Source organism: Vibrio hangzhouensis, from assembly GCF_900107935.1.
Classification (GTDB): domain Bacteria; phylum Pseudomonadota; class Gammaproteobacteria; order Enterobacterales; family Vibrionaceae; genus Vibrio; species Vibrio hangzhouensis.
This window is the reverse complement of sequence record NZ_FNVG01000005.1, coordinates 186529-213252: the sequence shown is the minus strand read 5'-3', so window position 1 is coordinate 213252 and position 26724 is coordinate 186529. Positions and strand designations below refer to the sequence as shown.

The following is a 26724-nucleotide window of genomic DNA, read 5'->3' as shown; positions in this document are numbered from 1 at the left end:
AAAACCGCAGTGTTGTTAATGACTCAGGCAAATTTGACTATTTGAGATGCAATCCAAACGGAATTTGTCGTATAGACAAAAACTCGAAGTTGATGTGGTTTTAGGGGCTATCTACTATGCCGCCCAGTGAGAGCGAACGACGTTACGTTAACTCTCCTGTCTAAAACCTTTGGAGTAATTGTCGTGAATAAGTTTCAGAATTTGAATTCCGATAAATTGAGTAAAGAGCGCATTAAGCGCGAACATGATTTGCTAAAACTAAACTGTGTCACGGAAGGGGAATTCGAATCACGTATGGTCATTTGGGACCGTCTGATGTCAGCAGCAAAGCCTTTTGAAGAGGCAAAGGTCTTTATTGACCGCTCGTTTACTAAATGGCAAAGCGATCTCGCCAATACCAGCCGTGAACTAACGGTAAGCTTCGCTGAGTTCGAAACAATGGCAAGAGATGAGATCAATTATATTCGCATTAATGTCGCTGATCAGAAAACTCAACTCGTGTGGTATACGATCATCGTAGCCATGATTCTAGGAACCATGGCTATTTGCTTCTAACTGATTCAGAAAAAAAGGCTACCTTGAGCATGTGTAGTTTCCATGCTCAGAGTAGCCCTATTAAGATCAGAAACCCTGCACAACTATAACGAGTCAAACTCCCTTTTCTTCGCCTCATACCAGGCTTTCATTACTTCGGGATCTTGCATCATGGCCTGTACTTTGGCCATTGCTTCAAGATGCGCGGGGTCCTGCTGTTGATACATTTCCATACCGTGCTGCTTGCTTAACTCGGCAATCTCCTCAAATGTTTCTGCCTCAAACACTAAGTCACAAGCCCCACCAAGTTGTTTACACGTCATTGTCTTCATTCGGCCTCCTGCTCATATAAACAGAGTGTTCATCTTCACTAATAATAGTGAAAGAAAAGCGTTCTTTATGCACTAATCAACAATTGGTGGTCTGCTTTTTGAGGCAAGTAGAGTGTAAACTCGCTGCCTTTGCCCAGAGTTGATTTTACTCTTATTTCTCCACCAGTTTGACTCAAGATACTCTGTGAGACGGATAGCCCCAGACCAGTCCCATCCCTTTTGGTGGTAAAAAACGGATCGAAAATGCGCTTGATGTTAGCTTCTGAAATTCCGCACCCTTCATCGACAACATGAATAAGCGCACCAACACTTTGACCACCCTCTATCCAGTCTTCTGTTAATACTGTTAATCTCCCCTTACCTTGCATAGCATGGATAGCATTCATCTGCAGGTTAACCAGTATTTGTAAAAGCTGGTGTCGATTGATTTCAACGGGTGTTTTCGCATTCAACTCAACGACAAACTCAACATCGCGTTTCTTCGCACCGGTTCGTACCAAAGTGACACTTTCGTCGACAATGGGGTTAACGTGTTGCCAGGTGATTTCGTCCTGTACGCCACCTTGGCGGCTGTACTGCAGTAGACTGCGCGTGATATTCCGTATACGGTCAATCTGCGCCAGGATTGCATCCACTTCTTCCTCTACCCGAGCCACGTCATCGCCAAGCTCGAATCGAAGCAGTTCAACGTTCCCTAGAATTACGGCTGTTGGGTTATTAATCTCATGAGCGATACCAGCGGTGAGTTCTCCGAGGGCGGCCAGCTTTTCGTTCACTACCAGTTTGTCGCGAGTCTGATTGAGTAGTTTGATGTGCAGCTCCAGTTGGGCTGTTTTTTCCTTGAGACTCGCCGTCCTAGACTCTACTTTTTCTTCCAGTTCGTGGGCCGCTTGTTGGATTTGGTCGTTACGATACTGAAGTTGGTTAAGCATGTTATCGAACTGTTTAGCCAGCTGACTTAATTCATGTTTGTCATCTAAACCTAACTTACCAATTCGCTCTTCCTCTTTACCAAGCTGAACCATCTTAACTACACGGTGGATCTGTTCTATCGGCCGGAATAGGTCTCTGGCACCACGATAAACGATCAATCCAGAGACCAACAATAAAGTGATGATGATAAAGCTCACTTCACCAAGGTTAGTAATGTAGGTTTTGATTAATGGCCAAACCAAGTAACCGGTGTAGGTAATTCCGACAATATTGTTGTCGATATCTCTGATAGGGTCGTAGCCTGCGATGTACCAGGTGTCATAAACATAGGCTTTATCGATCCAGCTGTTGCCATTCTCCAGAACAGCCTGACTCACTTCTTCGGACACCACAGTCCCCAAAGCTCGCCTTCCAATGTAGGAGTCGTCCATCGGGACATTGGTTGCAATTCGTAAATCATCCAGAAAGATCGTTACCGTCCCCTGAATGTGCCGCTCTTTGTTACTCACCGGATAAATGGTATCCCGGATGGCATCAACCAAATTGAGGTTATTGTTGAGCAGTACCCCACCATCGAGATACCCCAGTACTCTGCTGTTGTCGTCGAAGATTGGAATAACCGAGCGACTGACCAGAGAACGAGATTCCATCACATGACTTTCCTGGCGCCAAATTTCGGAATGCTCAGCTAGTAAGGGTTCAAGCGCGAACGCTTGTGTTCGCGACAATACCGCGAAGAAGGAACGTTGCTGAGCCATTTTACGATAGTGCAGTTTTTCAATGCTGCTGGTTGGCATCCAGCGTAAGAAGTCGAGTTTATAGCGTCCTCGCTGTGAACTTACCCAATTATCAAACTCATTATCTGTCTGAATGTGACTCAAACGAGTGCGAAACTCATAAGATTCAGAAAATGCCTGGATATGATCATACTGTTGGTCCTGAAGCCGGTCTATTTTGTCAGAAACAATGTTCAACCGCTCTGCAACGTCGACTAACGCACTTTGCCAGGTGTAGTGAATGGACCAGTATGCTGTAATACCAAAAAGAGCAATCAGCGTTAGGATAATCGGTGCAGAAGTCAGAAAGAGTAAGCGATAGCGAACCATTGATTTGATTCGGTATCGCCATTTATTCCATAAACGGTGATGGTTACTCATCGAAGCTATTTTCGTCCCATTCTTTGTATTTTCGTTCTAGTGTTTTTCGTGCGACACCAAGCTCACGTGAAGCGGCCGACTTATTGCCAGAGTGAAAATCTACCACCTGCTGAATGTGTGATTTCTCTACGTCTTTTAGTGACCAGGAATTGGGGTAACCAAACTGGCCATCCTTGACGTTGGAATTCACGGCAACGGTTGTTAAATCATTTACTGACATGGAAATCGACGTATTGACCGGCGCGCCTTTCAGTTCACCAAAATAATGTGCCGGTGGTTTGTTGAGTAAAATGCAACGTTCCAGCATATTTTTTAATTCGCGAACATTGCCAGGCCAGTCGTAGTCCTGCATTGAATACATATCTTCATGAGCCCATTTGGGCTCAGGGACTCCCAATTCTTTCGATAGAGTGCGAGTAAAGAAAGGAACCAGTTCGGTCAAATCGGCCAACCGCTCCCTCAACGCTGGCACTTCTATTTTCAGCACGTTTAATCGATAGAAAAGATCTTGTCGAAATTTGCCATCATCCACCTCTTTTTGCAGATTTCGATTCGTCGCTGCCACGACTCTCACGTCCACACTGATTTCTCTCTCCGTTCCAACGGGTCGAACGGTTCGTTGCTCGAGCACCCGCAATAAAGACGCTTGCATGGCTAACGGCATTTCGCCAATTTCATCAAGAAAAAGCGTTCCACCGCTGGCGACCCGAAACAAGCCTTCTCGATTTTTCTTGGCACCCGTAAAAGCTCCAGCCGCGTGACCGAATAATTCACTCTCCAGCAACTCCGGCGCTAAGGCACCGCAGTTAATCGCGACAAATGGCCCCTGACGTTTGCTGGCATTATGTATGCCTCTGGCCACCAGTTCTTTGCCGGTGCCTGACTCCCCTTCAATCAGTACCGAGGCTCTCGATGGTGCAAACTGGCTAATCAACTGTTTAAGCTGTTTGGTTTTCTCAGAAAGACCAATGATATCTTTATTCACTCTGCGACTAATGTCATGGCTGAGCGCCACATTCAGTCGTTCAGACAGTCGCTTGTCCATGCAACGCTTAACCGCCTGGAGCATTTGATCCAGATTAAAGGGTTTAAGAATAAAATCAGACGCACCGAGTTTAAGTGCACTAATGGCCACTTCGAGATCGGCGTAGCCCGTCATAAAAATAACGTCCGCTTTTCTATCGACATCATTAAAAGCTTCTTCCCACTCTATCCCTGAACGTCCGGGCAAATTGATATCGAGAATGATCAGATCATAATGGTTGGTTGTTCTCAGGCATTCTGCCTGTTCCACACTGCTTGCTGTATCAACAACACCGAATGCCTTGCTCAGCGCTTTTTTGAGTATCGCTTGCATTCCCATTTCGTCGTCGACGACCAGCACCGAAAATGCAAGATAAGGTGACACTTGTTGGTTGGAGAGTTCAGAGGTTTGAAAAAAAGTCATAAATAATTGTTATTGTTCCCGTTTGAGACAGAGTGTACCAATCTGCTACAAAACATCATGGCCTAAATTGCGACATTTTGTCCCAGCTCAAACTAATTGTAGTTTAACAAACGAAAAATTTAGCAAAATGTCGCACGTAACCTCTTTTTTCTTATGAAAATTATGGCATTGTCCTTGCTTAAGGATATTGCTCGCAATGAGCACGTAGTATTTATAACAATGAATAATGGATAATACCCTTATGACATTCCCCCGACTCATGGTTTCAGCTATTTCTTTCGCCGCACTTTCGGTTTCAGCTTATGCCGAAGGTGTAGATACCGATCAATCTCGCGTTAGGCTGGCAACCACCACAAGCACATATCACTCTGGTCTGCTCGACTATCTTCTTCCAGAATTTACTGCTGAAACCGGCTATCAGGTCGATATCATTGCAGCAGGTACAGGTAAGTCTCTTAAGATGGGAGAAAATGGTGATGTCGATGTGGTAATGACGCACGCGCCTAAAGCCGAAGCCAACTTTGTTAATGCCGGTTTTGGCATTGAACCACGCAGCGTGATGTACAACGATTTTGTCATTGTGGGTCCCAAAACAGACCCTGCACTTGTACACGATCAGAAGACCATTAATCAGGTGTTTGCCAATATTGCAAAGACCAACGCTATTTTTGTTTCTCGAGGCGATGACTCTGGGACACATAAGAAAGAGCTTCAAATCTGGGCTCAAACCCGCATTGAACCAGATTTTGGGGGCTACCGCTCCGTAGGCCAGGGTATGGGCCCTACTCTCAATATGACCTCGGAAATGCAGGGCTACACGATGACAGACCGAGGCACCTGGTTAGCTTACCAGACAAAGTTAGATTTAGATGTGCTGTATGAAGGAGACAAACAGTTGTTTAACCCTTATCAGGTCATCGTGGTAAATCCTAAGCGCTACCCTACTCTTAATACCAAAGGTGCAAGAGCACTCAGCGACTGGTTGGTGTCAGAAAAAGGCCAGTCGATGATTAATAGTTATCGCAAAATGGGCGAGCAACTCTTTGTCGCGGACGCTAAGAAAACGAACAGTTAATGAGTATTACGGAAACAACGATGGAGGCACTTAGCCTCCTATTCAGCTTAGATAAAGATTTATGGCGTATTGTCGCCGTATCTTTCAGTGTGTCGATCTCGGCGGTGTCTCTGGTCGTTATGCCTGCGATCATTCTCTCGTACGTTTTGGCACACAGTAATTTTCCTGGAAAGTGGTTTTTGCTGTCTCTGATTAACACCATGCAGGCGATTCCTACTGTGGTCATCGGCCTGTTGCTCTATATGTTGCTCTCTCGTTCGGGTCCTTTGGGTAACTGGGAGATGTTGTTCACGCAGCGAGCCATGATCATTGGCCAAATCCTGATCTGTTTCCCGGTTTTAGTGTCAATGATGCATGGTGCTCTTCAAAGTACAGACCGACGTGCCATCGAAACCTCAGTGACGCTCGGCGTATCGAGACTTCGAACACTTACGACGCTCATATGGGAGTCCCGTTTTCCTCTAATGGCTGCAGTTATCGCCGGATTTTCAAGAATCGTGACTGAGGTCGGTTGCTCAATGATGGTAGGTGGCAACATCATGGGACTTACACGAAATATCCCAACAGCAATAGCCATGGAAAGCCATAAAGGTGCTTTCGCTCAGGGCGTCGCTTTGGGAATTGTGTTGCTGGTGTTAGCTCTCGCGCTTAATTTCATGCTTTCGTCGATGCGGGGCAAAGGCGTACTCCGTACCTAATCGTGCTCAACGTTCACGCAATACGACACTATAATTACACCAAGACGCTGCTTAAGGAACAACAATGACAATACAGCTCAAAGCAAAGCAGGTTTCAATGCGTTTCAAGGAACGTGTCCTTTTTCATATCCCTAGTTTGACCATTGGTCCCAACGAAGCTGTCTATCTAAAAGGTGACAATGGTGTAGGAAAAACCACACTGCTTAAGATCCTGGCTGGGTTATTGAAACCCACATCGGGTGAAGTCCTGCCACGTAATCAGACTGTTCTGGCTCGTCTATTTAGTGGTGCCGGTCGCAAAGACGTCATATATCTTCACCAGTCTCCTTACCTGTTTGATGGTTCAGTTTATCAAAATGTTGCCTATGGTATTAAACACAAATCTCTGGAAGCTCACGATAAAAGAGCCGAGGTGATTTCAGCGCTTCGGTTGGTTGGGTTGGAAACTCTGGCGGACGAGCATGTTTCTGTTCTATCTGGTGGTGAGAAGCAGCGTGTCGCTATGGCCCGTGCCTGGGTGCTGAAACCTTCCATTTTATTGATGGATGAACCCAGTGCTTCGCTCGACCAGGAGTCGATAATACGCCTGGTTCACATGGCAGAGGATCTGCTGGATCATGGTTCAAGTATTGTCATCACCAGCCATCAAACTAACGCATTGACCAAGTTATGCCGAAAACAATGGTGGATAAAAGACTGCACCTTGATAGAATCACCATTGCTTCAAATTATTGATAAAAAACAAACCAATCAAGAGAGTAACTATGTTGCATCCAACTCAGACTAGTTGGGTTATCCTCGCCGGTGGTCAAGCTTCTCGCATGGGCGGTAACGACAAAGGCTTAATCGACTTTAATGGTAAACCGCTCATAGAGTATGTAATAGATAGGATGTCATCTCAAACCGACTCCATTACCATTAATGCCAATCGTAATAAAGATCGCTACCAGAAGTATGCGCCTGTGGTCAGTGATACCTATCCTGACTTTCCAGGACCTCTCGGGGGCATGCATGCAGGGCTTCAGGCTGCTGATACCGATTGGGTGGGCTTTGTACCGTGTGACAGTCCATTTGTTGATAACAATGTTGTTGCTCGTTTCTGCCAATCCGCAGAACCAGATACTGATATTTTAGTAGCCCATGACGGCGAGTTTCACCAACCTGTTTTCACTATGTTTCACAAACGGGTTCTGCCCAAACTTGAAGCATTTCTTGATCGTGGTGATCGCAAAATCATCTTGCTGTACAAAGAATGCAACACTAAGTATGTTGATTTTTCCGACAATCCTGAATGCTTTGTGAACCTGAACACTCCCGAAGAGTTAACGGCTCTGGCAACGGCAAACGATACGACTTCTAAGAGCACTTTATGACCATCAAATCCATAAACAACGTTCCTTTACTTGGCTTTGCAGCATACAGTGGTACGGGGAAAACAACCTTACTAGAGGCCCTGTTACCAAAACTGACCGAAACCGGGCTCAGAATCGGTGTGCTTAAACATGCTCACCACAACTTTGACGTCGACAAGCCTGGAAAAGACAGCTATCGGCTGAGAAAGGCCGGAGCAAGCCAAATGTTGATTTCTTCTCGCTATCGACATGCATTGATGAGCGAAACCCCAGAAGCCGAAGCGAACTTCGAGTACCTGCTATCGCGGTTTGATCATCATGGATTGGATTTGATTCTGGTGGAGGGCTGTAAGAATATTGCTTTTCCAAAAATCGAACTGAATCGTAAGGAAGTCGGCAAACCCTGGTTACATCCAAGCGATGACAATATTATCGCTATTGCATCGGACAGCGACCTTGATGTCAAACTACCTACGATGAACATCAATGATCTTGATGCCATCAAGCAGTTCATTATTGATTATCTTGCCCCGTCAGAGTCAGCAACAAAAGCGGCAGCTGCGTGCTGCGATACGTTGTCACCTGCATTTTTATCTGTAGCGCAAGGTCAACAGAAAATCCTTGATGCCGTCACTTCTGTTCACTCAACAGAGACTGTCAATATCGCTCAGGCTTATGGACGCGCTCTGGCAACGGATATCATTTCTCCAATCAATGTTCCGGCCTACACTAACTCGGCGATGGATGGATTTGCTATTCGCGGTGAAGACAGCGGCCGTGAACAATTTGAGGTGGTTGCAACCGTTATGGCCGGTTATGGATATACATCATCACTTCAAAAAGGCGAGGCAGTTCAAATCATGACTGGCGCTCCAATGCCAGAAGGTTCAGACACTGTCGTCATGCGCGAGCAGGCCAATCATGTCGGCGGAAAAGTCAGTTTTAATGGGGCGACCATTAAAACGGGTCAGAACGTCAGACAAGCAGGCGAAGACCTGAAAAACGGTCAAAGCGTGTTTAAGGCGGGAACAGTTGTCCAGTCACCGGAAATGGGCATGATAGCGTCACTTGGTATGGATAAAGTAGAGGTTAAACGCCCACTGAAAGTAGCGGTATTCTCTACTGGAGATGAAGTTCAGGCACCAGGCACCCCGCTGCAACCACATTCTATATATGACTCCAACCGTCATACCATCATGGGTCTGTTGCAAAAACTTGGCTGCGACATCATTGACCTCGGTATACTGGAAGACGATGAAGCAGTGATGGAACGTGCGATTGCACAAGCTAGTGAAGAGGCCGACCTGGTTATTACATCCGGTGGCGTGTCTGTGGGCGATGCTGATTTCATCAAAAACGTTCTTGAAAAAAGAGGAAAGGTGGACTTTTGGCGGATAAATATGCGTCCGGGTCGCCCTCTTGCGTTTGGCGATATTAATGGCACACCATTTTTTGGCCTACCCGGCAACCCCGTTGCGGTAATGGTGTCTTTCATTAACTTTGTCGAACCCGCAATCAAGAAGATGCAAGGCATTGAACAGTTTGTTCCACTCAAGGCGACCGCCATTGCAAGTGAACCACTCCGCTCTCGCCAGGGACGTACCGAGTTTAGTCGTGGTTTTTACCAAATGGACAGTGAACTGGGGCAACTCGTTGTCGAAACTACAGGCAAACAAGGTTCCGGTATTCTGCGTTCTATGAGCGAGGCCAACTGTTTGATTGAAATTGCGCCTAATATTGATACGGTTAAGCCTGGTGAAAGCGTGACAATTATTCCACTTCAAGGCAGAATCTAGCGTTCAATTTTCAGTAGGTAACATCTTATGGCTCGTACCATTATTTACGAATACAAAAACGAAGAGAAAACACTCACATTCTCTTACCAGACTCACCGCAATATTCATGAAGCGGTTGCGGAAGCAGAAGGCATTGACCTTACTGAATACTTAAAGATGGAGCAGCAGATCGAAGCGGTTTCGGATACTAAAGCGGTTCGAAACTATCGAGATAACCATTTTAAAAAACTCGGCTTTGGCAAAATCACTCTGATGCAAAAAGAGAATCATGGCGTCGGCAAAAAACCGATGTAGACTCCAAACGCCGATATAGACCATAAGAAGCCGAGCATTAATGCTCGGTTTTTTTATGTTGCGTATCTATAGCACCCTTCCCTGTTTTTTCTATAAATTTACCCTTTATCGGGAACTTAAGGCGCGAAATGGTAACTAATCTCTCAATAAGTCTCTAAGATAATCCAACGACAAATTCACAAGAACAAGAATATGCTTAAAGTCGCTTTTTACCTTATCGTACTGTCCACGCTCGGGGGCTGTGCCAGCCATAACGAGTACGCAAGTGAACTCGATTTACACCTTCACAACGCGGAGGCTCGTAATTATTGCAAGCAAATCAAGGAATCTGAACAGTATTATCAGTGCTTCAACACATTTATGCTGAAAGATTCACAAGTGACCATGCACAAGTTTCTCGCCACTAAGCGCTCTTTAGCACGAGTCATGAACGCCAACGCCGCTTAGATTTGCGGCTTTTCCACCAGAAGTTTGATTCCAAGTCCAATAAGAACAACACCTGTCGTACCCTCCATCCAACGAACAAAGCGTGCATTTTTAAGCAGAGTTTTCGCTGAGTTGAGCATGCCTGACAACCCACATTGCCAAATCATTGCGATGAAGAAATGAATGGTGGCCATAAGCAGCGACTGAAGGAACGGAGAATACTCCGGATTAATAAATTGCGGCAAAAATGCCAGATAAAAAACGGCGGTTTTTGGGTTCAAGACATTAGACAAGAAACCTTCCCTCAGAGAACGTGACATTGTCACCCCTGTTTTGGCTGCTTGACTAACGTCAAATACTTCAGAGTGACGAAGAGCCTTCAGACTCGATAGTCCCAGCCAGATGAGGTATACCGCACCGATGGCTTTTACAAACGAGAACAGTTCGGCAGATTGAGTCAAGATGACCGACACCCCCAGCGCTGAAAATGTCGCGTGTATGAATAAACCAAAGCAGATTCCTAAGCTCGTCAATGCGCCATCGTGAAAGCCGCCTCGGGAAGTATTACGAATTACCAAGGCGGTATCCAGCCCGGGTGTCAGTGTCAGTATCGTGATCGCTATTAGAAAAGCTTCGAAATTAAGTATGTGCATTACGTCCGTTGTATCGTTGATTGTTTCCATGAATAGTCATGATTCTGAGCCAATTGGCATCAAAAAGCCATACTTCTACATAAATAGCACTAACAAAGGTCTGGCTCTGGCTTTTCGTAACCCATTGTTAGTGTTAAGTTAGGCACATCGTTGATTCGAAAGGTCAAAAGACATGGAAAACTACAACAAACTCGTTGAACACTACAAAACCATATCAAATTTTAGTCACTTATCCTCTATATGTGGATGGGATGCTGCAGCCATGATGCCATCTGGTGGTAATCAGGCACGCTCAGAAGCCATGGCACAACTTTCTCTGCATATTCACCAACTGTCTACCGCTCCGCAACTTGAGGAATGGTTTGAAAAGGCACAGTCTGATGAATTGAGTGCGGATCAACAAGCAAGCCTTGCTGAAATGAAGAGGCAATGGCAGTTAACCACTGTGGTTCCCGAAGATTTGGTCAAGGCCAAATCTCTGGCAGGTTCAAAGTGTGAGCACGCCTGGCGAACACAGCGGGGAGACAACGACTGGCAGGGGTTTTGCAAAAACTTCGAAGAGGTCGTGAATCTTTCGCAACAAGAAGCTCAGATTCGTGGCGAACAATCGGGTTTAACACCGTACGATGCGATGCTGGACATTTATGAACCGGGTGTCAACTCCGAGCAACTGGATAACATCTTTGGTGATCTGATTTCCTGGCTTCCTGAGTTAACGCAGCAGGTCATCGAGAAGCAGAATGCCGAATCTGTCTACGTAACCAACGAAAACTACTCAACAACAGAACAGAATGCGTTGGGTATGGAAATCATGAAACTGCTTGAGTTTGACTTCAATCACGGCCGTTTAGATATTAGTTCTCACCCCTTCTGTGGTGGTGTGCCGCAGGATGTTCGTATTACTACACGCTATGATGAATCAGACTTTGTGCAATCTCTGATGGGGATTGTCCATGAAACCGGACATGCCCGCTACGAGCAGGGACTTCCAAAACAGTGGGCGGGACTCCCTGTTGGGCAGGCACGCTCTATGGGCATACATGAGTCCCAGTCGCTATTTTTCGAAATGCAACTTGGTCGCAGCGCAGGCTTTATTAAAAATCTGGCTCCACTGGCAAAAAACCACTTCACTGGAAATGACGCGAGAGTGTTTGAACCAGGCAACCTTGAGAAAATCTATACCCGTGTTCAGCCCGGTTACATACGTGTAGACGCAGATGAACTCACCTACCCTGCCCATGTCATCTTACGTTACGAGATAGAGCGCGACTTAATGAACGGAAAAATCTCGTACAAAGACATTCCTGAGCTGTGGGATCAAAAGATGAAGCAGTACCTTGGCCTTTCCACAGAGGGCAATTACAAAGATGGCTGTATGCAGGATATACACTGGACAGATGGTGCCTTCGGCTATTTTCCTTCTTACACCCTCGGCGCCATGTACGCCGCTCAGTTTATGGCGGCGATGAAAAAGGATGTGGACGTAGAGAATGCTCTTGATTCGCTTGAGCTCGCACCAATTTTCACTTGGTTGAGCGATAATATCTGGCAGAAAGCAAGTCGCTTTACCACGGGTGAGTTAGTATCTCAGGCCACGGGTTCGCAGCTGAATGCGGCTTGCTTCCGTAGTCACCTTGAAAATCGCTATTTATAGCCGCTAAGTGTAAGTAAAGCAAAGGCGACCATTCTGGTCGCCTTTTTGGTATCTCTAATATCGTTCAATTAGAAAATATGAAGTGTAGCGTTAATCGTAAAGCTATCTAGATCTTTGTCGTCAAATCGAGTCTTAACGCCATTGAAGCGCTGCCAGCTTGCACCCACAGACAGTAAATCTGTTACAAAATACTCAGCACCTACACCGTACATTAAGTCAGTACCAGTGTCGCTGCCGCTCAAGCCACCTTTATAGTCTGCGTTGTAATAGTGAAGACCGCCTTTCGCATACAATTGAATAGGACCGATATCAATACTTGGTTTCAGTGCTGCATACCAAGAGCCGAGTTCAGCATAACCATTTGTGCCTGCACTTGAACCATCGAAGTTACCGTGCTTCCAGTAACCACCTTCCACACCGATGATTGGAAGAATACCGGTACCCACATGGAAGCCCATTGGAGTATCGCTGTTACCGTTGTATTCCGCACGACCTGCAGAAACACCGCCATACAACCAAGCATCTGCGAATGCTGAAGTTGACGCACCAACAAGCGCGAGCGCTAAAAGTGTCTTTTTCATTTGTAACCTTCTTGTTTAATTAAGCGCGGTGTGTCCAAAGAAAGCCACCGCGAAGCTTTGTATACCACATACTATAAAGCACGAGAATCGAATCTGTTTCAAAATTTAGTAAAAATTTCTTAATTCTCATGCAGTTAGAAATTGTACTGTACTCATCAGTCAAATGTTCGGCATTTAACACGCATCTATCGCGTTCAATACCCGTTTGTCTGACACGGGGTATGGCGTGCCAAGTTGCTGAGCAAAGTAACTGACCCGTAACTCTTCCAGCATCCAACGTATCTCTTTAACATTTTCTGGTATTTTCACGCCTTTAGGAATCTTGTTAAGTAACTCTTTGTAATCTTGAGTGACTGATTCCACTTTCAGCATGTGCATGCGATCTCGGTTCGGATCGATAGGCAGCTTCTCCATTCGCTTTTCTATCGCTTTCAGGTAGCGCAGGATGTCTGGTAGTCGTTTCCACCCGCACTCTGTAGCAAACCCCTTGAAGATCAGACCTTCAATTTGTGCTTTGATATCCGACAGAGCAAACGCCATGCTGAGATCGACACGACCTTTGAGCTTCTTGTTGATGTTAAACGCCGTAGTCAAAATAGTTTCGACTTGCTTGGCAATGTCTACAACCGTATCACCAAGTTCCCCGCGAACATGTTCTTTCAGCTGTTCAAACTTCTCTGAATCCCACACTAACCCGCCTTGCTCTTCGATTAGCTTGTCGATACCGCACGCTATGCAGTCATCAATTAAGTCTAGCACTTTACCGTAAGGGTTAAAATACAAACCGAGTTTAGATTTGTTAGGCAGATTGCTATGTAGGTATTTGATCGGCGATGGTACGTTTAACAACAGCAGACGTCGCTGACCCTCTTTCATTACCTGTTCTTGCTCTACTTCGGTCTCAAACAGTTTTATTTCAACACTGTCTTTGTTATCCACTAACGCTGGATACGCTTTGACGTCAAAGCCACCGCGCTTCTGGGAGTAGACCTTCGGCAGCTCTCCAAAGCTCCAGGTATGCAAACCCTGCTGTTCAATGTCATCGTCTGCTACTTTCGACAGCGTTTGCTGAACCTTATCCTTCAGGCTTTCCTTTAGCTCATAAAGATCGCGATTCTCGCGCAATTTTCTGTTTCTATGGTCCACGGCTCGGAACGTAATGCGCAAATGGTCTGGAAGCTGTTGTAGATTCCAGTCATCTCGAAGAACTTCAACGCCAGTCATACGACGCAGTTCCTTCTCCAAAGAATCCAACAGTGGCGCATCCATAGCTTTGACTCGCGCTAAAAATGCATCAGCATAGTTTGGCGCTGGAACAAAGTTCTTTCTCAAGGTCTTTGGTAGAGCCTTAATCAGGCTAACAACCAGTTCATGACGTAAGCCAGGGATCTGCCAGTCAAAGCCTTCCGTTTCAATCTGATTTAAAATAGGAAGCGGAATATGAACCGTTACACCATCGTTATCTTCACCGGGTTCGAATTGATAACTCAGTTTTAGCTTGAAGTCTCCCTGATGCCAGAAGTTGGGATAATCCAGTTCGGTAACGTGGCTGGCATCTCCTTTGAACAGCATCTCTTTTTCAAAGTTAAGCAATTCTTTGTTCTTCTGGCCCGCTTTTTTCCACCATGTATCAAAATGGCGGCCAGATACGACCTCAGTACCCACCCTTTGGTCATAGAAGTCAAACAGCTCATCGTCATCAACCAGTATGTCGCGACGACGGGATTTGTGTTCTAACTCTTCGACTTCCTGAAGCAACTTACGGTTCTGCTTGAAAAAGGCGTGTTTCGTTTCCCAGTCACCTTCTACCAGAGCACTTCTTACAAAGAGTTCACGACTGACAACAGGATCGATAGCACCATAGTTCACTAAACGCTTAGGTACGATAGGCACCCCGTAAAGCATGACTTTTTCATGCGCCATTACGGCTGCACGCTTCTTGGACCAGTGAGGCTCACTGTAACTGCGTTTGATCAAGTGTTTCGCCAACGGTTCAATCCACTCAGGTTGGATCTTGGCAATGATACGCCCCCACAGCTTAGATGTTTCCACCAGTTCCGCAGACATGATCCACTTAGGTTGCTTCTTGAACAGCCCAGACGCCGGAAAAATGTGGAATCGGGCATTTCGCGCACCCTGATACTCGTTCTTTTCCTGATCTTTAACACCGATATGGGAAAGTAGACCGACAAGCAAAGCGCTGTGTACTGCCTGGTAGTTACCCGGTTCCTGATTGAGCTTGGCATCCATTTCTCGCATTGCCTGGTGGATTTGGAAATACACATCCTGCCACTCTCGAACACGCAAATAATTCAGGTAATCTTGCTTACATTGCTTGCGGAACTGATTGCCAGACAGCGCTTTTTGCTGCTTCTGAATGTAGTCCCACAGGTTCACGAACGTCAAGAAATCGGACTCTTTGTCGAAGAATCTACGATGCTTGTCATCCGATGATTGCTGCTTATCACTTGGTCTTTCGCGCGGGTCCTGAATGGACAGCGCTGAAGCAATCACCATCACTTCTTTTAGGCAACCTAAACGAGGTGCTTCAATAACCATACGAGCCAGTCTAGGGTCAATTGGCAGTTTCGCCAATTTGCGTCCAATTTGGGTTAAGCGTTTTCTCGGATCTTTTGCTTTATCATTGATAGCACCTAACTCTTCCAACAAACGAACACCATCCTGAATGTTGCGTTTATCAGGTGCTTCTACGAATGGGAATGCCTCAATGTCTCCCAGGCCTAATGCCGTCATTTGAAGAATGACTGAGGCTAGGTTGGTACGCAGAATTTCTGGATCAGTAAATTCTGGACGAGACTCGAAATCTTCTTCCGAGTACAAGCGAATACAGATCCCTTCTTCCACACGTCCACAACGCCCTTTTCGCTGGTTGGCACTAGCTTGAGATACGGGTTCAATGGGCAGTCTCTGTACCTTAGTTCGATAACTGTATCGACTGATGCGAGCCGTACCAGGGTCTATCACATATTTGATACCCGGTACCGTCAGAGACGTTTCAGCGACGTTGGTAGCCAACACGATACGTCTGCCCGCGTGAGGCTGAAAGATTTTATTCTGCTCACCAGCCGATAATCGAGCGTAAAGCGGAACGATTTCAGTATCGCGTAAATTTCGTTTACCAAGCGCATCAGCGGTATCGCGTATTTCACGTTCACCGTTCATAAAGATCAGGATGTCACCCAATCCTTCATCACACAGCTCATCAACAGCTTCAAAGATCCCTTCAAGTTGGTCTCTGTCACTGTCATCATCGCCTCTCAATGGTCGATAGCGCGTTTCAACCGGGTAAGTGCGCCCCGATACTTCAATAATAGGGGCATTGTTGAAGTGTTTAGAGAAACGTTCAGGGTCAATCGTTGCTGATGTAATGATTATTTTGAGATCGGGACGTTTAGGCAACAGCTCGCGCAAATATCCCAAAATAAAATCAATATTTAGACTGCGTTCGTGCGCTTCATCGATAATGATAGTGTCATATTGACTTAAGAAACGGTCATGCTGAATTTCCGCAAGGAGGATACCGTCTGTCATCAACTTGATCTGTGTGTTGCCCGAGATTTGATCATTAAATCGAACTTTGTAACCGACAAATTCACCCAGCGAGGTTTCCATCTCTTCGGCAATTCGGTTTGCAACTGAACGGGCGGCAAGTCGACGAGGCTGAGTATGACCAATCAGGCCATATTTACCACGCCCTAATTCAGAGCAAATCTTTGGCAACTGAGTCGTCTTGCCCGAACCGGTTTCACCCGCGACGATAACCACCTGGTTTTCATCGATGGCTTTCGCAATCTCATCTTTCTTTTGGCTGACGGGCAACAACTCAGGATAGTTAATGGTTGGCGAGTGGTTGCCTCGCTGCTCAGCTTCCATCATCGACTTTGCGATATCAATGGCGATCTCATCAAACACAGTAGCCTGAGAGTCCTTTTTGTTTATCTTTGATGCGCCGGCAATGCGCTTACTCAAACGGAAGCGATCTCGAATCATGCAGTCTTTTAATGCATTTTTGAGTGACTGAACATTATTCGCTTTGGCTTGCGTTGATTGATTAGGTGCTTGGGAGGAAGTCAAAACATTCCCTATTTCATTTTCACTATTTAAAACTGGCCGGATTGTAGCACAGGTGGGAATTGAGGGTTAAGCGGAGTAGTCAGAAAAAAGCTCCGCCGTAGCGGAGCTTTAGGATTAAAAATGGTATTGAAGATAGAATGTGCTGTAGTTACTGCCACCCTTAATTCGGCCAAATTGAGATGATGCCTCAAAAATAGCGCTACGATGGTGTAACGAATAACCCAACCACAAATCTTCCAGTTCAGGTTTACGGATAAGTGACCCTATGCTGATGTCATAAGAGATATCAATGTAGTTCATCAAATGACTCGGTCGCTTACCTTTTTCCTCCATTTCGTTACCTTCGATGTAGGTAATGTTGTCGATATATGAAAGACCGTTGCCGACACCTAAGCGCATCTTAGTTGGCCAGTTAAATGTATAATACGCCTTGATCAGAGTAACAAATTCAGTACCTGTATCCTGAACTTCTGAACTCCAGTGGTGGGCAATACCTGGGCTCAGATAAATATCCATTGGAATACCGAACAGCTCGTCAGTCAATGGATGTCCATAAAACACGGACGTCACCTGGTTATTGTACGGATCACGCTTACCATTAAAGGTTAAAATGTCACCCATATCTGACGGTGACGCGAAACCGTGAGCTACACGCACATAGGGTGTGGTGCTAATGTCACGACGTACCTGCTTGGCCTTGGACGTATTTTTTTTCTTCTCATTGAAGAAGCCCAAACCTACAAAAACTTCACCCTCAAATCGCTCATTAATCACCGATGAGTGGTATGCATGGTTATCAAGCATACGAATATTGGTGGCACCCAAAAGGTAAAGATTAGAAGCCACATGATAACGTGCATCGACACCTATCGCGTAATCCACCCCTCCACTTAGGTTATTGGTTACGCCGCGGTAACTTCCATAATACTGAGTATTAAAGTCAGAGTCTTTGTAGCGCAGCGTGACGTTCGGTCTTAATTCGAAATCACCGTACTCTAACAAACCCTGTACTCTTAAGTTCGCGTGATAACGATTTTCACCATCGGTCATCAGTTCCGTATCAAAGTGCCACATCGGGTCAAAGTTATAACGCATTTGCAGACCGTAATCTGCAGTGTCACCACCCACCGCATTTTGTTCTTCTTCCGGTATGTCGATAAATCGCATACGCGTAATTGCATTGAACTCGAGTTTTTTATCATCCGTTTTATAGAGGTGAGCACCTGCCATGGTACCATCTAGAAAGACATAGTCGTTCTTAAAGAACATCATCGGAATGAATGTGCTCACGGTCGAGTCTGCACCTTGAGTATCAAAAGGTATATTCGCTGTACGCCAGACCATTGCTATTCCCCACTCCGCTTCTTGCGCTGGCTCTTTTGCTAACACCACTGGTGTCACACATAGTGATGTAGTAATAGCGAGCGCCAGATTTTTTTTCATCATGCCTAGCAGTTTCTCCAAATGGAATTTCATTTATAACGTTTTGGGTTAAGAGCACGTAACAACATTTTTATGACAGTGTGCGAAGATTCGCCAACAAACTGCCAATACAGTTAACTACATCTACCTCTGTGAAGTAGAGTTGTATATTATGGTGCTAATGCACACTTTTATGTCACCAAACTGTGATTTACCTTAAAGGTCAATAAATAACCAACAGTGATATGTGTCATAGTTTCCACTATTTAGATTAATCGTGAAAGTAGAAAAATTAAAAAACATTCTCAATTTGTTACCAGATGACAGACAGATAGACGTTGTCAGTGGTGAAAGATGGCTGCCTGAGCGATTATTGAACGCAGAACTCGATAACGATCTGTTATTCTTGGAATTTGACAATGCCCCTGATGAAGCAGAAAGCAACGTTGAAGGACGGGGCTTTGTAGAACACGAAATTGAGTTACTGCGCACCCGACTCGCTCAAATCACTGACGAAAGCCATAGTGCAGAACAGCTATTAGATGCGTTGACGGGATTTTTCCTTATTGGACATGAAACCAGCAGTGCAGAGTTCGTTGAACTCTTAGAAGAGATAAACCAATCGCCTGAAAAAGGTTAAAGAAACTGACAAAAACGTTTGGTGACAATTGCAGAGCACATTATGACTACGTTATCTCCTGTACTTGCCGGCCCCGTGTTACGCAAGACTGATCGACAGCAACTTTCCCTGTGGATGGCAACCTCTGTTGCTCCTGAAAAGCTTCAGGTCATGCTGATGATGAATGGGGATACAACTTTCGATGACATTCCACAACATCAAGTGGTTCAGATAAGCGCTAAGCTTTGGATTGTTCAGTTTCACAATCACTTAGCAATATCTGATTCCAATAAGTTTTGTTACGACATTGTCTGGCGGGACAATCACTCTAGTGTGTTGTCAGAAGATATCCGCTATTCAGGTCTTAACCATGTAGAAGTGCAACTCTCTGATAAGGCGGACTATATACTTCATGGTTCTTGCCGAAACCCACATGATAAGCCCGAGGACAGCCTGATCCAGGCCGACGTTTTGTTCGAGAAAACAAGAATGGCATCTGGAGCGCATACCCTACCCGATATTATGCTGCTTAGCGGAGATCAGATATACGCCGATCACGTCGCGGGTCCCATGCTCGTTGCAATACATCAAGTGATTAAATTGCTCGAATTACCACATGAAAAATTTGTTGGTATCGACATAAATTCAAGCAAGCAGCTATATCGTTCTTCCACGCCAATATACACTCGCGATTCATTACTACCTCACTATCAGGACCAGACCAGTTGGTTAAAACGAGTAACGGGTAAACTAGAAACCCCGATTTTCAGCTCTCGAGAATGCGAAAACCACCTGATTACCTTCTCCGAGTTTTTGGCCATGTACTTGTTGGTCTGGTCTCCAGAACTTTGGACCGCTATTGGTTTTGATCAAATAGAGCCATGCAGTTCGAGCCAAGACAATAAGTTACTCCCTCGCCACAAAGAGCTGTGGAAAACAGAGAAACAGAGACTCGTCCATTTCGCGACTGGATTGACACGAGTTCGACGAGTCATGGCTCATATTCCCACTTACATGATCTTTGACGACCATGACGTCACCGATGACTGGAACTTAACGGTCGGTTGGGAACAAGCGGCCTACAATAATCCGTTTTCTAAGCGCATTATCGGTAATGCTCTACTTGGCTACCTTATCTGTCAGGGCTGGGGTAATAATCCCCTACAAATGTCGAAAGACTGGCAGCAAGATTTAACCCGTCTGTTTAGTAACGCTCAACGTCAGAACGAACTGGATTTGGCGATTCATGACCAACTGGTCAATCAGCTTATTCGTTACGAAAAATGGCACTACTGTATAGATTCCAAACCAAAAGTCGTCGTTCTGGATACGCGAACCCGTCGATGGCGTTCTGAGTCAAAGTTTAACAAACCTTCCGGTCTGATGGATTGGGAAGCCATGGTCGAGTTCCAGCAGGAGTTGCTCAATCTGGACTCTGTCATCGTGGTTTCCCCGGCTCCGATGTTTGGCGTTAAGTTCATTGAAACACTGCAAAGTATTGCGACCAAACTGGGGAATCCACTTATCATTGACGCTGAAAACTGGATGGCGCACCCGGGCAGTGCAAACACCCTGCTATCCATTTTCACGCACACCAAAACGCCAAAAAACTTTGTTATTCTTTCTGGCGATGTTCATTATTCCTTCATGTATGACATCAAACTCAGATATAAGCAAACCGATTCCCACATATACCAAATTACCTGCAGTGGAATTAAAAATGAGTTCCCGGAGCCACTACTAACCATTTGCGATACGCTTGACAAATGGTTGTATACCCCACGCTCACCACTCAACTGGTTCACTAAACGCAAACGGTTAAAGATTTATAAGCGTAAACCCGAGCCTGCTCACCATAATCGCCTGGTGAATAAGAGTGGCCTTGGACTCGTGAAGTTAGATACAGAAGGCAAGCCACTCGAAGTGTCAGTACTACATGGCGACGGCTCCAAAACGCGATTCCCGGAAACCAAAGTCGAAAGTTGAGGTCTACTTAAGAACGAACCAGACGAGCTGTTCCTGTTGGTAGAACTGATAGAAAGCCCTTGTGATCGCTACAGACAGCCACTATGTATTAAAGGTAAGCACTTATTTAGGAAAGACCATGTTCAACGCTATTACTTCCATCTTCAAGCAACTGATTGAAGGTGATGACTTGTCAAAGACGCAGACAATAAGCCCTAATCTGGCCATAGCCGCACTGCTGTGTGAAGTGTCCAGTGCTGACTATCAAATCGACGAGCAAGAAGAACAGGCGAAACGCACCCTCGTTGTTCGTATGCTCGAACTGACAGAATCTGAAGCAGCAACGCTAATTGAACAAGCAAAAGAGCAGATTAAAAATTCCGCTTCCCTGTATGACTTTACTTCAGGTTTGCGCGAACTCAGTCAAGATAAGCGTTTTGAGTTAATTAAAGCTATGTGGGCCGTCGCGCACGCAGATGGCGTTATTGATCCACTTGAAGATGCTGTGATTCGTAAAGTGGCAGAGTTGCTCTACGTAGACCATAGTGAATTTATCAGGGCAAAGATTCAGGTTTTAGATAAGTAAACAGCGTCAGTCAGGACAGAATCAAGGGAAGGACGAGTATCTCGATGTCAACAGGGCAACCTGATGTTGCCCGTTCAATCACTATCTCGCGATTAGAGCATCTCCAATGCCAATTTGGCCAGATTATAGGCGTCGACATAACCCGAGTGCTGTCTACCTTCCCATTCGATACCTTTGCTTTCTTGCGCCGCTTTGTGGCCGATTCGTTTGTCTTTGAGTCGATTCTGAATACGGTACAAGGTCGCTAGGTTCACAAACTCTTTGAAAGGCATGTCGATCCCTTTTTCAATGCACTCTTGTTGCAAAATCAGATCATCTCTTCCCCAAGAAGCATATATTTTGTTGGGTCCACCAAAATTTTTTACCATGGACTGAATTACCGCTGCCAGTGGACGACCTTGCTTTTCTACCTTTCTTGGAGAAATTCCAGTCAACTCTGTGCAGAATAGCGACACTTCATCTTTCTCGGGCTTAACGTAATATTGAGCGCGCTTAACAACTTCTTGTTTGACGAGATCTATTTCTGCCAATCCAACCTCAATGATTTCGCCGGTAGTGCCGACTCCGTCGACATTCCAACAGCACATTTCAAGATCAAAGCAGACGACTCGGTTGTAATTCATAGTAAAATAAGACTTCAGTTAGTAGAACCTGAGGATTGTAACGTATTAAATGTTAAAGCTCGACACCTGAACCACTAACCGCTCTAATATCAAGCAACGTTTGCCATATTGCGCCCTTTGGCTTTACTGATGTAGAGCTGCTCATCCGCTCGATTAATCAGCTGTTCCAAACTTTCGCCTCGATATACGGCTGCACCAACGCTGAGTGTACATACAAATTTAGGATCAATCGTGTCCCATTTCAGTGTACTGGTATTTTGGCATACTTGATTCAGGTAATTATCTAACAGGGTGTAATCAATACAACGGCTGATCACCGCAAATTCATCACCACCCAGACGGAATAACAGGTCATCAGGATAAAGTTGTTCGCTAATGTACGCCGCTATTTGCATCAAAATCTCGTCACCCACTACATGGCCAAATCGATCATTAATCTGTTTGAACTTATCAATATCGATGATCACCAGAGAAAATGGCTTGTCACATGCGATATGGTAGTCTGCCAGTCGATTAAATGCCCGGCGGTTATACACTTCCGTCAACGGATCCCTTTCTACAAGATACTGAAGGTCTCTGGTACGACGGTTCACCAATTGAGTTAGTCTCCTCTGCTCTCTGAGCATGAGCTGAACTACATAAGCCAAAAGTAATGAGATAACAAAGCCACCAGAAGCGACACAGATAAGAATAATACGGTCTGTCTGGGAAATCTCTGAGTCGTGTTTAAACTGAACTTTCCACTGACGATCGTAAAGATCAATTACGATATCTTTGCTTTGAGTATTTAGGGAATCCCAGTTCGTGTTCTGATACATCACCGGGTCATCCTCCGCATCAAACCCAAGATCCACAACCCGAACTCCAACTTCTTTACCGATAGACGTTCTTGACACTATTTGCTCAAAATAAACCGTGGTTCGAATAACCCCGATCACCACTCCTCGAAGTGATTGTCCTCCTACCTCAAACACCGGGTGATACACCAGCATCCCCTGCTTCGGTAATGAACGATCAAAGCCATCCTGAAGCAGTCGGATCTTATCAGAAAGACTTGGTTCACCAGTGGCCAGTGTACTGTCAATGACTCGTCTGACTCGTTCTCTGGACGAGTAATAGCCTAAAGCTCTAAGGTTGGCCTCATTGACGGGATAGACGTCACTGGCCACATAAATAGGCTCTTCATTTTCCAAGATGTACCCATCTATTCGGGGTTTACCTTTAGGAACGGTGTAAATTTGATATTTGGGAAAATGCTCGCGAACTTTTTTTACATGGGAGTCTATTTGTTCAGGGTAAACCTTTTTCATCCACTGCATTGCAATCAGACTTTTGGAGTCTGCCAATAACGGCGCAACGAACGTCGAAAAATTATCCCATGTTGGTGGCTGAGTTGCGTGATAGAAACTAGCTCCCGCTCCAATAAAACCAACATCCAGCATCACGAGTTCTTTTATGTTTTCTGCTTGGTTATTAGCAAGAAATTCAAAATTTGAATTCGCGAGTTGCTGCTGTCCTTTATAAACTAAGTGTGTGATGAAAATTGTCAGTATCATTCCAATGGAAAATACCAGCACCGAGTACCGCTTTACTCCTCGGTGCTCTTTGCTTAAGCCTGTAACCATATTTTACGTCCTAACTGACTATTATAGTTATTTTGTCAGTATTCTTATTTGTGATATTTATACTTTTTCGCAAGCTATAATCATTGAAAATACAATCTATTACTGCTAGGTACTAAATCTTACACAGCTCTGACATTAACAACAGTTACGCATGGGCAAAAGACAGCAAAGATCACTTAAAATTGCTAAAACCTCATTATCTGCTGAAATCTTCATCAAAAAACTCACTTTATAATGACAAATTTGGTAATCCTTCGCGCTAAGAGCCTTGATTATGCTAGACTTCGCCCCAAAATTAACACGTAATGACTGTCACATAGAGAAATCCCTATGAACTTCGATCTAAATGTTATCCCTACGACCTTTGATATGCTTCACGCCGGTCTGGCTGCTTCCAGTGTTTTACTGCTGGCTATTGCCGTGTCGCGCAAAGGCAAAGTAGTAGAAAAAGTCGTTGAAAAGCCGGTAGAGAAGATTGTCGAGGTTGAAAAACCAGTAGAAAAAATCGTCGAAATCGAAAAGGTTGTCGAGGTCGAAAAAGTTGTAGAAAAAGTGGTTGAAGTCGAATCAAAGCTTGCTACAGCATCGACAGACTCTGCTATGCAGTTGCTATCTCTAATGCAACAAGAAGCCCGTATGGTTGATTTCCTCCAAGAGGACCTCACTGCGTTTTCTGACGAAGAAGTCGGCGCGGCTGCGCGAGTTGTTCACTCTGGTGGTAAGAAAGTAATCACTGAGTACTTTGAGTTATCTCCAATTCGCGCTGAAGAAGAAGAAACGCGTATTTCTGTCGAAGAAGGCTTCGACCCTCAATCTGTTCGCCTGACGGGCAATGTTACCGGCAATGCACCATTCACAGGTACACTGGTCCATAAAGGCTGGAAAGCAGATAACGTCAATCTTCCAAAGCTGTCTGAAAATTACAACGCTTCGATCATCGCACCAGCAGAGGTAGAGCTATAATGGAGCCTTCAGTGCAAACTCAAGACCAACATATCGCAAAATACAGTGTCGGTATTGACCTTGGTACGACTCACTGTGTGATGTCGTTTATCGACACCCAAAACGAGGAAGCGCAAGTAGAAATTGTGGCAATACCTCAATTAACTGCGCCGGGTACAGTGGAATCACACACACAGTTGGGTTCTTTCCTTTATCAGCCACACGAACATGAAATGGGTCAGGGTTCTCGTACATTACCCTGGACCAGTGAGCCTAAAGCCTTAGTGGGCGCTGTCGCTCGAAACCTTGGTTCAAAGACCCCTATTCGATTGGTGGCCAGTGCCAAGTCATGGCTGTGCCACGGAGGTGTAAACCGCCGTGACAACTTCCTCCCTCAAGGGAGCCCAGAAGAAGTCGCTAAAGTCTCGCCGCTTCGTGCTACTGAGCTTTACCTGGATCACCTCAAGGAGGCATGGAATCACATGCACCCTGATCACAAACTTGAAGACCAGGACGTAACCATTACCGTTCCGGCTTCGTTTGATCCAGCTGCCAGAGATTTAACCGCAGAAGCGGCCCGAAACGTTGGCCTTGCTCATCTGACGTTACTTGAAGAACCGCAAGCAGCTTTGTATAGCTGGATCGATAACAGCAACGACAAATGGCGTGATGAAGTCAGTGTTGGTGATGTGGTTCTTGTCGTCGATGTGGGTGGTGGTACTACTGACCTGTCATTGGTTGCTGTTACTGAAGAAGAAGGTAACTTGAACCTCGAGCGTGTCGCCGTAGGCGAACATATTTTGCTCGGTGGTGACAACATGGATCTGGCTCTAGCTTACCGCCTCAAGATGAAACTGGCGCAAGAAGGAAAAGAACTGCAGCCGTGGCAAGTACAAGCCATGACTCACGCCTGTCGTGACGCTAAAGAGGCATTGTTAAATGATTCTGAGCTTCAATCGGTGCCAATCGTCGTTCCTAGCAGAGGCTCAAAGCTTCTTGGAGCCACTCTGAAAACAGAGCTGACACAACAGGAAGTTCAGCAAACTCTGGTCGACGGTTTCTTTCCTCAAGTCGGCGTACAAGAGCACCCTGTTCAACGTGCGCGTGGCGCACTGACTCAAATGGGTCTGCCTTACGCGCAGGACGCAGCTATCACCCGCCATATTGCAGCATTCTTGAGCCGTCAAAGCAATGCCACTGACAACGCTTTTGCCGGCATTCCTGGCATGCAGGCGGCCCCAGAGTTTGTTAAACCGACGGCACTACTGTTTAACGGTGGTGTACTTAAGTCTAAACTGCTGTCGGATCGTCTGTTTAATACCATCAATGGCTGGCTTGAAACGGCCAATGCTGAAAAAGCGAAGATGCTGTCCGGGCTTAACCTTGATCTGGCGGTAGCCAGTGGCGCCGCTTATTATGGCAGCGTACGTCGTGGCCAGGGCGTTCGCATTCGTGGCGGTATTGCATCGAGCTATTACATCGGTATTGAAAGCGCGATGCCTGCTATTCCAGGTATGGCTCCTCCGATGGAGGCTCTGTGTGTAGCTCCGTTTGGTATGGAAGAAGGCAGCAGTGTTCAGGTACCAAGTCAGGAATTTGGTCTGGTCATTGGACAACCAGTACACTTCCAGTTCTTCGGTTCGACGACACGCCGTGATGATCAGGCAGGTGTACATCTCGATTACTGGAAACCTGAAGAGCTTGAAGAGTTGCCTGAAATTCAGGTGACTTTGCCAGTGTCAGAAGGCCGAAATACCGGTGATGTGGTTCCAGTCACCCTCTCTTCACGAGTGACTGAGCTTGGCACTCTCTATCTAGAAGCAATTGCAGCGGACAATGGTCAAAAATGGCACGTTGAGTTTGACGTTCGCGAAGACGCATAACAATAATTAAAACAAAAACGGCACACTATGTG

The 26724-nt window shown here is 45.6% G+C and carries 23 protein-coding genes; 14 read left to right on the top strand and 9 right to left on the bottom strand.

Annotation, left to right across the window (positions count from 1 at the left end; genetic code table 11):
- The first annotated feature begins 216 nt into the window (after positions 1-216).
- Entirely contained in the window at positions 217-555 is a 339-nt protein-coding gene (locus tag C4S60_RS07470; protein WP_103879763.1) for a thiamine-phosphate diphosphorylase, read from the top strand.
- Between the two features lie 83 nt (positions 556-638).
- On the opposite strand, the gene C4S60_RS07465 is transcribed toward C4S60_RS07470, so the two are convergent.
- The 3 genes from C4S60_RS07465 to C4S60_RS07455 form a co-directional block, all read right to left on the bottom strand.
- Positions 639-866, bottom strand: coding sequence for a DUF1059 domain-containing protein (locus C4S60_RS07465; RefSeq protein WP_103879713.1), 228 nt, complete (start codon positions 864-866; stop codon positions 639-641).
- A 65-nt stretch (positions 867-931) separates the two neighbouring features.
- Positions 932-2956, bottom strand: a complete 2025-nt coding sequence (locus C4S60_RS07460) for a sensor histidine kinase (RefSeq protein WP_103879712.1) — start codon at positions 2954-2956, stop codon at positions 932-934.
- Complete coding sequence (locus C4S60_RS07455) at positions 2949-4403, bottom strand: sigma-54-dependent transcriptional regulator (protein WP_103879711.1); 1455 nt, start codon at positions 4401-4403, stop codon at positions 2949-2951. Before C4S60_RS07455 ends, C4S60_RS07460 begins: the two co-directional genes overlap by 8 nt.
- A 241-nt stretch (positions 4404-4644) precedes the next feature.
- On the opposite strand from C4S60_RS07455, the gene C4S60_RS07450 reads away from it, so the two are divergent.
- From C4S60_RS07450 to C4S60_RS07420, 7 genes are all read left to right on the top strand, one after another.
- On the top strand, positions 4645-5478 hold the full coding sequence (locus C4S60_RS07450; RefSeq protein ID WP_208623250.1) for an ABC transporter substrate-binding protein: 834 nt from the start codon (positions 4645-4647) through the stop codon (positions 5476-5478).
- Positions 5478-6176 carry an ABC transporter permease gene (locus C4S60_RS07445; RefSeq protein WP_103879709.1) on the top strand — a complete coding sequence of 233 codons (699 nt, stop codon included), beginning with the start codon at positions 5478-5480 and terminating at the stop codon, positions 6174-6176. The genes C4S60_RS07450 and C4S60_RS07445 overlap by 1 nt, the downstream gene beginning before the upstream one ends.
- Positions 6177-6240: 64 nt before the next feature.
- Entirely contained in the window at positions 6241-6963 is a 723-nt protein-coding gene (locus C4S60_RS07440; protein WP_103879708.1) for an energy-coupling factor ABC transporter ATP-binding protein, read from the top strand.
- Entirely contained in the window at positions 6941-7549 is a 609-nt protein-coding gene (gene mobA / locus C4S60_RS07435; protein ID WP_103879707.1) for a molybdenum cofactor guanylyltransferase MobA, read from the top strand. The genes C4S60_RS07440 and mobA overlap by 23 nt, the downstream gene beginning before the upstream one ends.
- A 2-nt stretch (positions 7550-7551) precedes the next feature.
- Positions 7552-9324 (top strand): bifunctional molybdopterin-guanine dinucleotide biosynthesis adaptor protein MobB/molybdopterin molybdotransferase MoeA, encoded by a 1773-nt coding sequence (locus C4S60_RS07430; protein ID WP_167390962.1) that lies wholly within the window; start codon positions 7552-7554, stop codon positions 9322-9324.
- Positions 9325-9351: 27 nt separating this feature from the next.
- Positions 9352-9618 (top strand): DUF2960 domain-containing protein, encoded by a 267-nt coding sequence (locus C4S60_RS07425; protein ID WP_103879705.1) that lies wholly within the window; start codon positions 9352-9354, stop codon positions 9616-9618.
- Positions 9619-9810: 192 nt separating this feature from the next.
- Positions 9811-10065 carry a hypothetical protein gene (locus C4S60_RS07420; RefSeq protein ID WP_103879704.1) on the top strand — a complete coding sequence of 85 codons (255 nt, stop codon included), beginning with the start codon at positions 9811-9813 and terminating at the stop codon, positions 10063-10065.
- Here C4S60_RS07420 and C4S60_RS07415 read toward each other — a convergent pair.
- Positions 10062-10697, bottom strand: a complete 636-nt coding sequence (locus C4S60_RS07415) for a LysE family translocator (RefSeq protein ID WP_103879762.1) — start codon at positions 10695-10697, stop codon at positions 10062-10064. The genes C4S60_RS07420 and C4S60_RS07415 overlap by 4 nt on opposite strands.
- A gap of 172 nt (positions 10698-10869) precedes the next feature.
- Here C4S60_RS07415 and C4S60_RS07410 point away from each other — a divergent pair, with 172 nt between their 5' ends.
- Positions 10870-12351: a carboxypeptidase M32 gene (locus tag C4S60_RS07410; RefSeq protein ID WP_103879703.1), complete on the top strand. Its 1482-nt coding sequence runs from the start codon at positions 10870-10872 to the stop codon at positions 12349-12351.
- Positions 12352-12419: 68 nt separating this feature from the next.
- Here the strand turns inward: C4S60_RS07410 and C4S60_RS07405 are convergent, their stop codons facing one another.
- The 3 genes from C4S60_RS07405 to C4S60_RS07395 all read right to left on the bottom strand — a co-directional run bounded on the left by C4S60_RS07405 (position 12420) and on the right by C4S60_RS07395 (position 18473).
- Positions 12420-12932 carry a porin family protein gene (locus C4S60_RS07405; RefSeq protein WP_103879702.1) on the bottom strand — a complete coding sequence of 171 codons (513 nt, stop codon included), beginning with the start codon at positions 12930-12932 and terminating at the stop codon, positions 12420-12422.
- Between the two features lie 174 nt (positions 12933-13106).
- Positions 13107-17027 (bottom strand): ATP-dependent RNA helicase HrpA, encoded by a 3921-nt coding sequence (gene hrpA / locus C4S60_RS07400; protein ID WP_103879701.1) that lies wholly within the window; start codon positions 17025-17027, stop codon positions 13107-13109.
- Between the two features lie 114 nt (positions 17028-17141).
- On the bottom strand, positions 17142-18473 hold the full coding sequence (locus C4S60_RS07395) for a MipA/OmpV family protein (RefSeq protein WP_103879761.1): 1332 nt from the start codon (positions 18471-18473) through the stop codon (positions 17142-17144).
- 253 nt (positions 18474-18726) lie between these two features.
- Here C4S60_RS07395 and C4S60_RS07390 point away from each other — a divergent pair, with 253 nt between their 5' ends.
- From C4S60_RS07390 to C4S60_RS07380, 3 genes are all read left to right on the top strand, one after another.
- Positions 18727-19089 (top strand): VC1380 family protein, encoded by a 363-nt coding sequence (locus C4S60_RS07390; RefSeq protein WP_103879700.1) that lies wholly within the window; start codon positions 18727-18729, stop codon positions 19087-19089.
- 42 nt (positions 19090-19131) lie between these two features.
- Complete coding sequence (locus tag C4S60_RS07385; protein ID WP_103879760.1) at positions 19132-21054, top strand: metallophosphoesterase family protein; 1923 nt, start codon at positions 19132-19134, stop codon at positions 21052-21054.
- Between the two features lie 118 nt (positions 21055-21172).
- A complete protein-coding gene (locus C4S60_RS07380; RefSeq protein ID WP_103879699.1) occupies positions 21173-21619 on the top strand; it encodes a tellurite resistance TerB family protein in 447 nt (148 codons plus the stop codon).
- 92 nt (positions 21620-21711) lie between these two features.
- On the opposite strand, the gene C4S60_RS07375 is transcribed toward C4S60_RS07380, so the two are convergent.
- Both C4S60_RS07375 and C4S60_RS07370 read right to left on the bottom strand, forming a co-directional pair.
- Entirely contained in the window at positions 21712-22242 is a 531-nt protein-coding gene (locus C4S60_RS07375; protein ID WP_103879698.1) for a 3'-5' exonuclease, read from the bottom strand.
- An 89-nt stretch (positions 22243-22331) separates the two neighbouring features.
- The gene (locus tag C4S60_RS07370; protein WP_103879697.1) at positions 22332-23867 is read right to left on the bottom strand and encodes a sensor domain-containing diguanylate cyclase; all 1536 of its coding nucleotides are present in this window, start codon (positions 23865-23867) and stop codon (positions 22332-22334) included.
- A gap of 330 nt (positions 23868-24197) precedes the next feature.
- Between C4S60_RS07370 and C4S60_RS07365 the strand changes: the two genes are divergently transcribed.
- Both C4S60_RS07365 and C4S60_RS07360 read left to right on the top strand, forming a co-directional pair.
- Positions 24198-24830 carry a DUF2760 domain-containing protein gene (locus tag C4S60_RS07365; protein WP_103879696.1) on the top strand — a complete coding sequence of 211 codons (633 nt, stop codon included), beginning with the start codon at positions 24198-24200 and terminating at the stop codon, positions 24828-24830.
- Positions 24830-26692, top strand: coding sequence for an Hsp70 family protein (locus C4S60_RS07360; protein ID WP_103879695.1), 1863 nt, complete (start codon positions 24830-24832; stop codon positions 26690-26692). Before C4S60_RS07365 ends, C4S60_RS07360 begins: the two co-directional genes overlap by 1 nt.
- Positions 26693-26724: the final 32 nt, after the last annotated feature.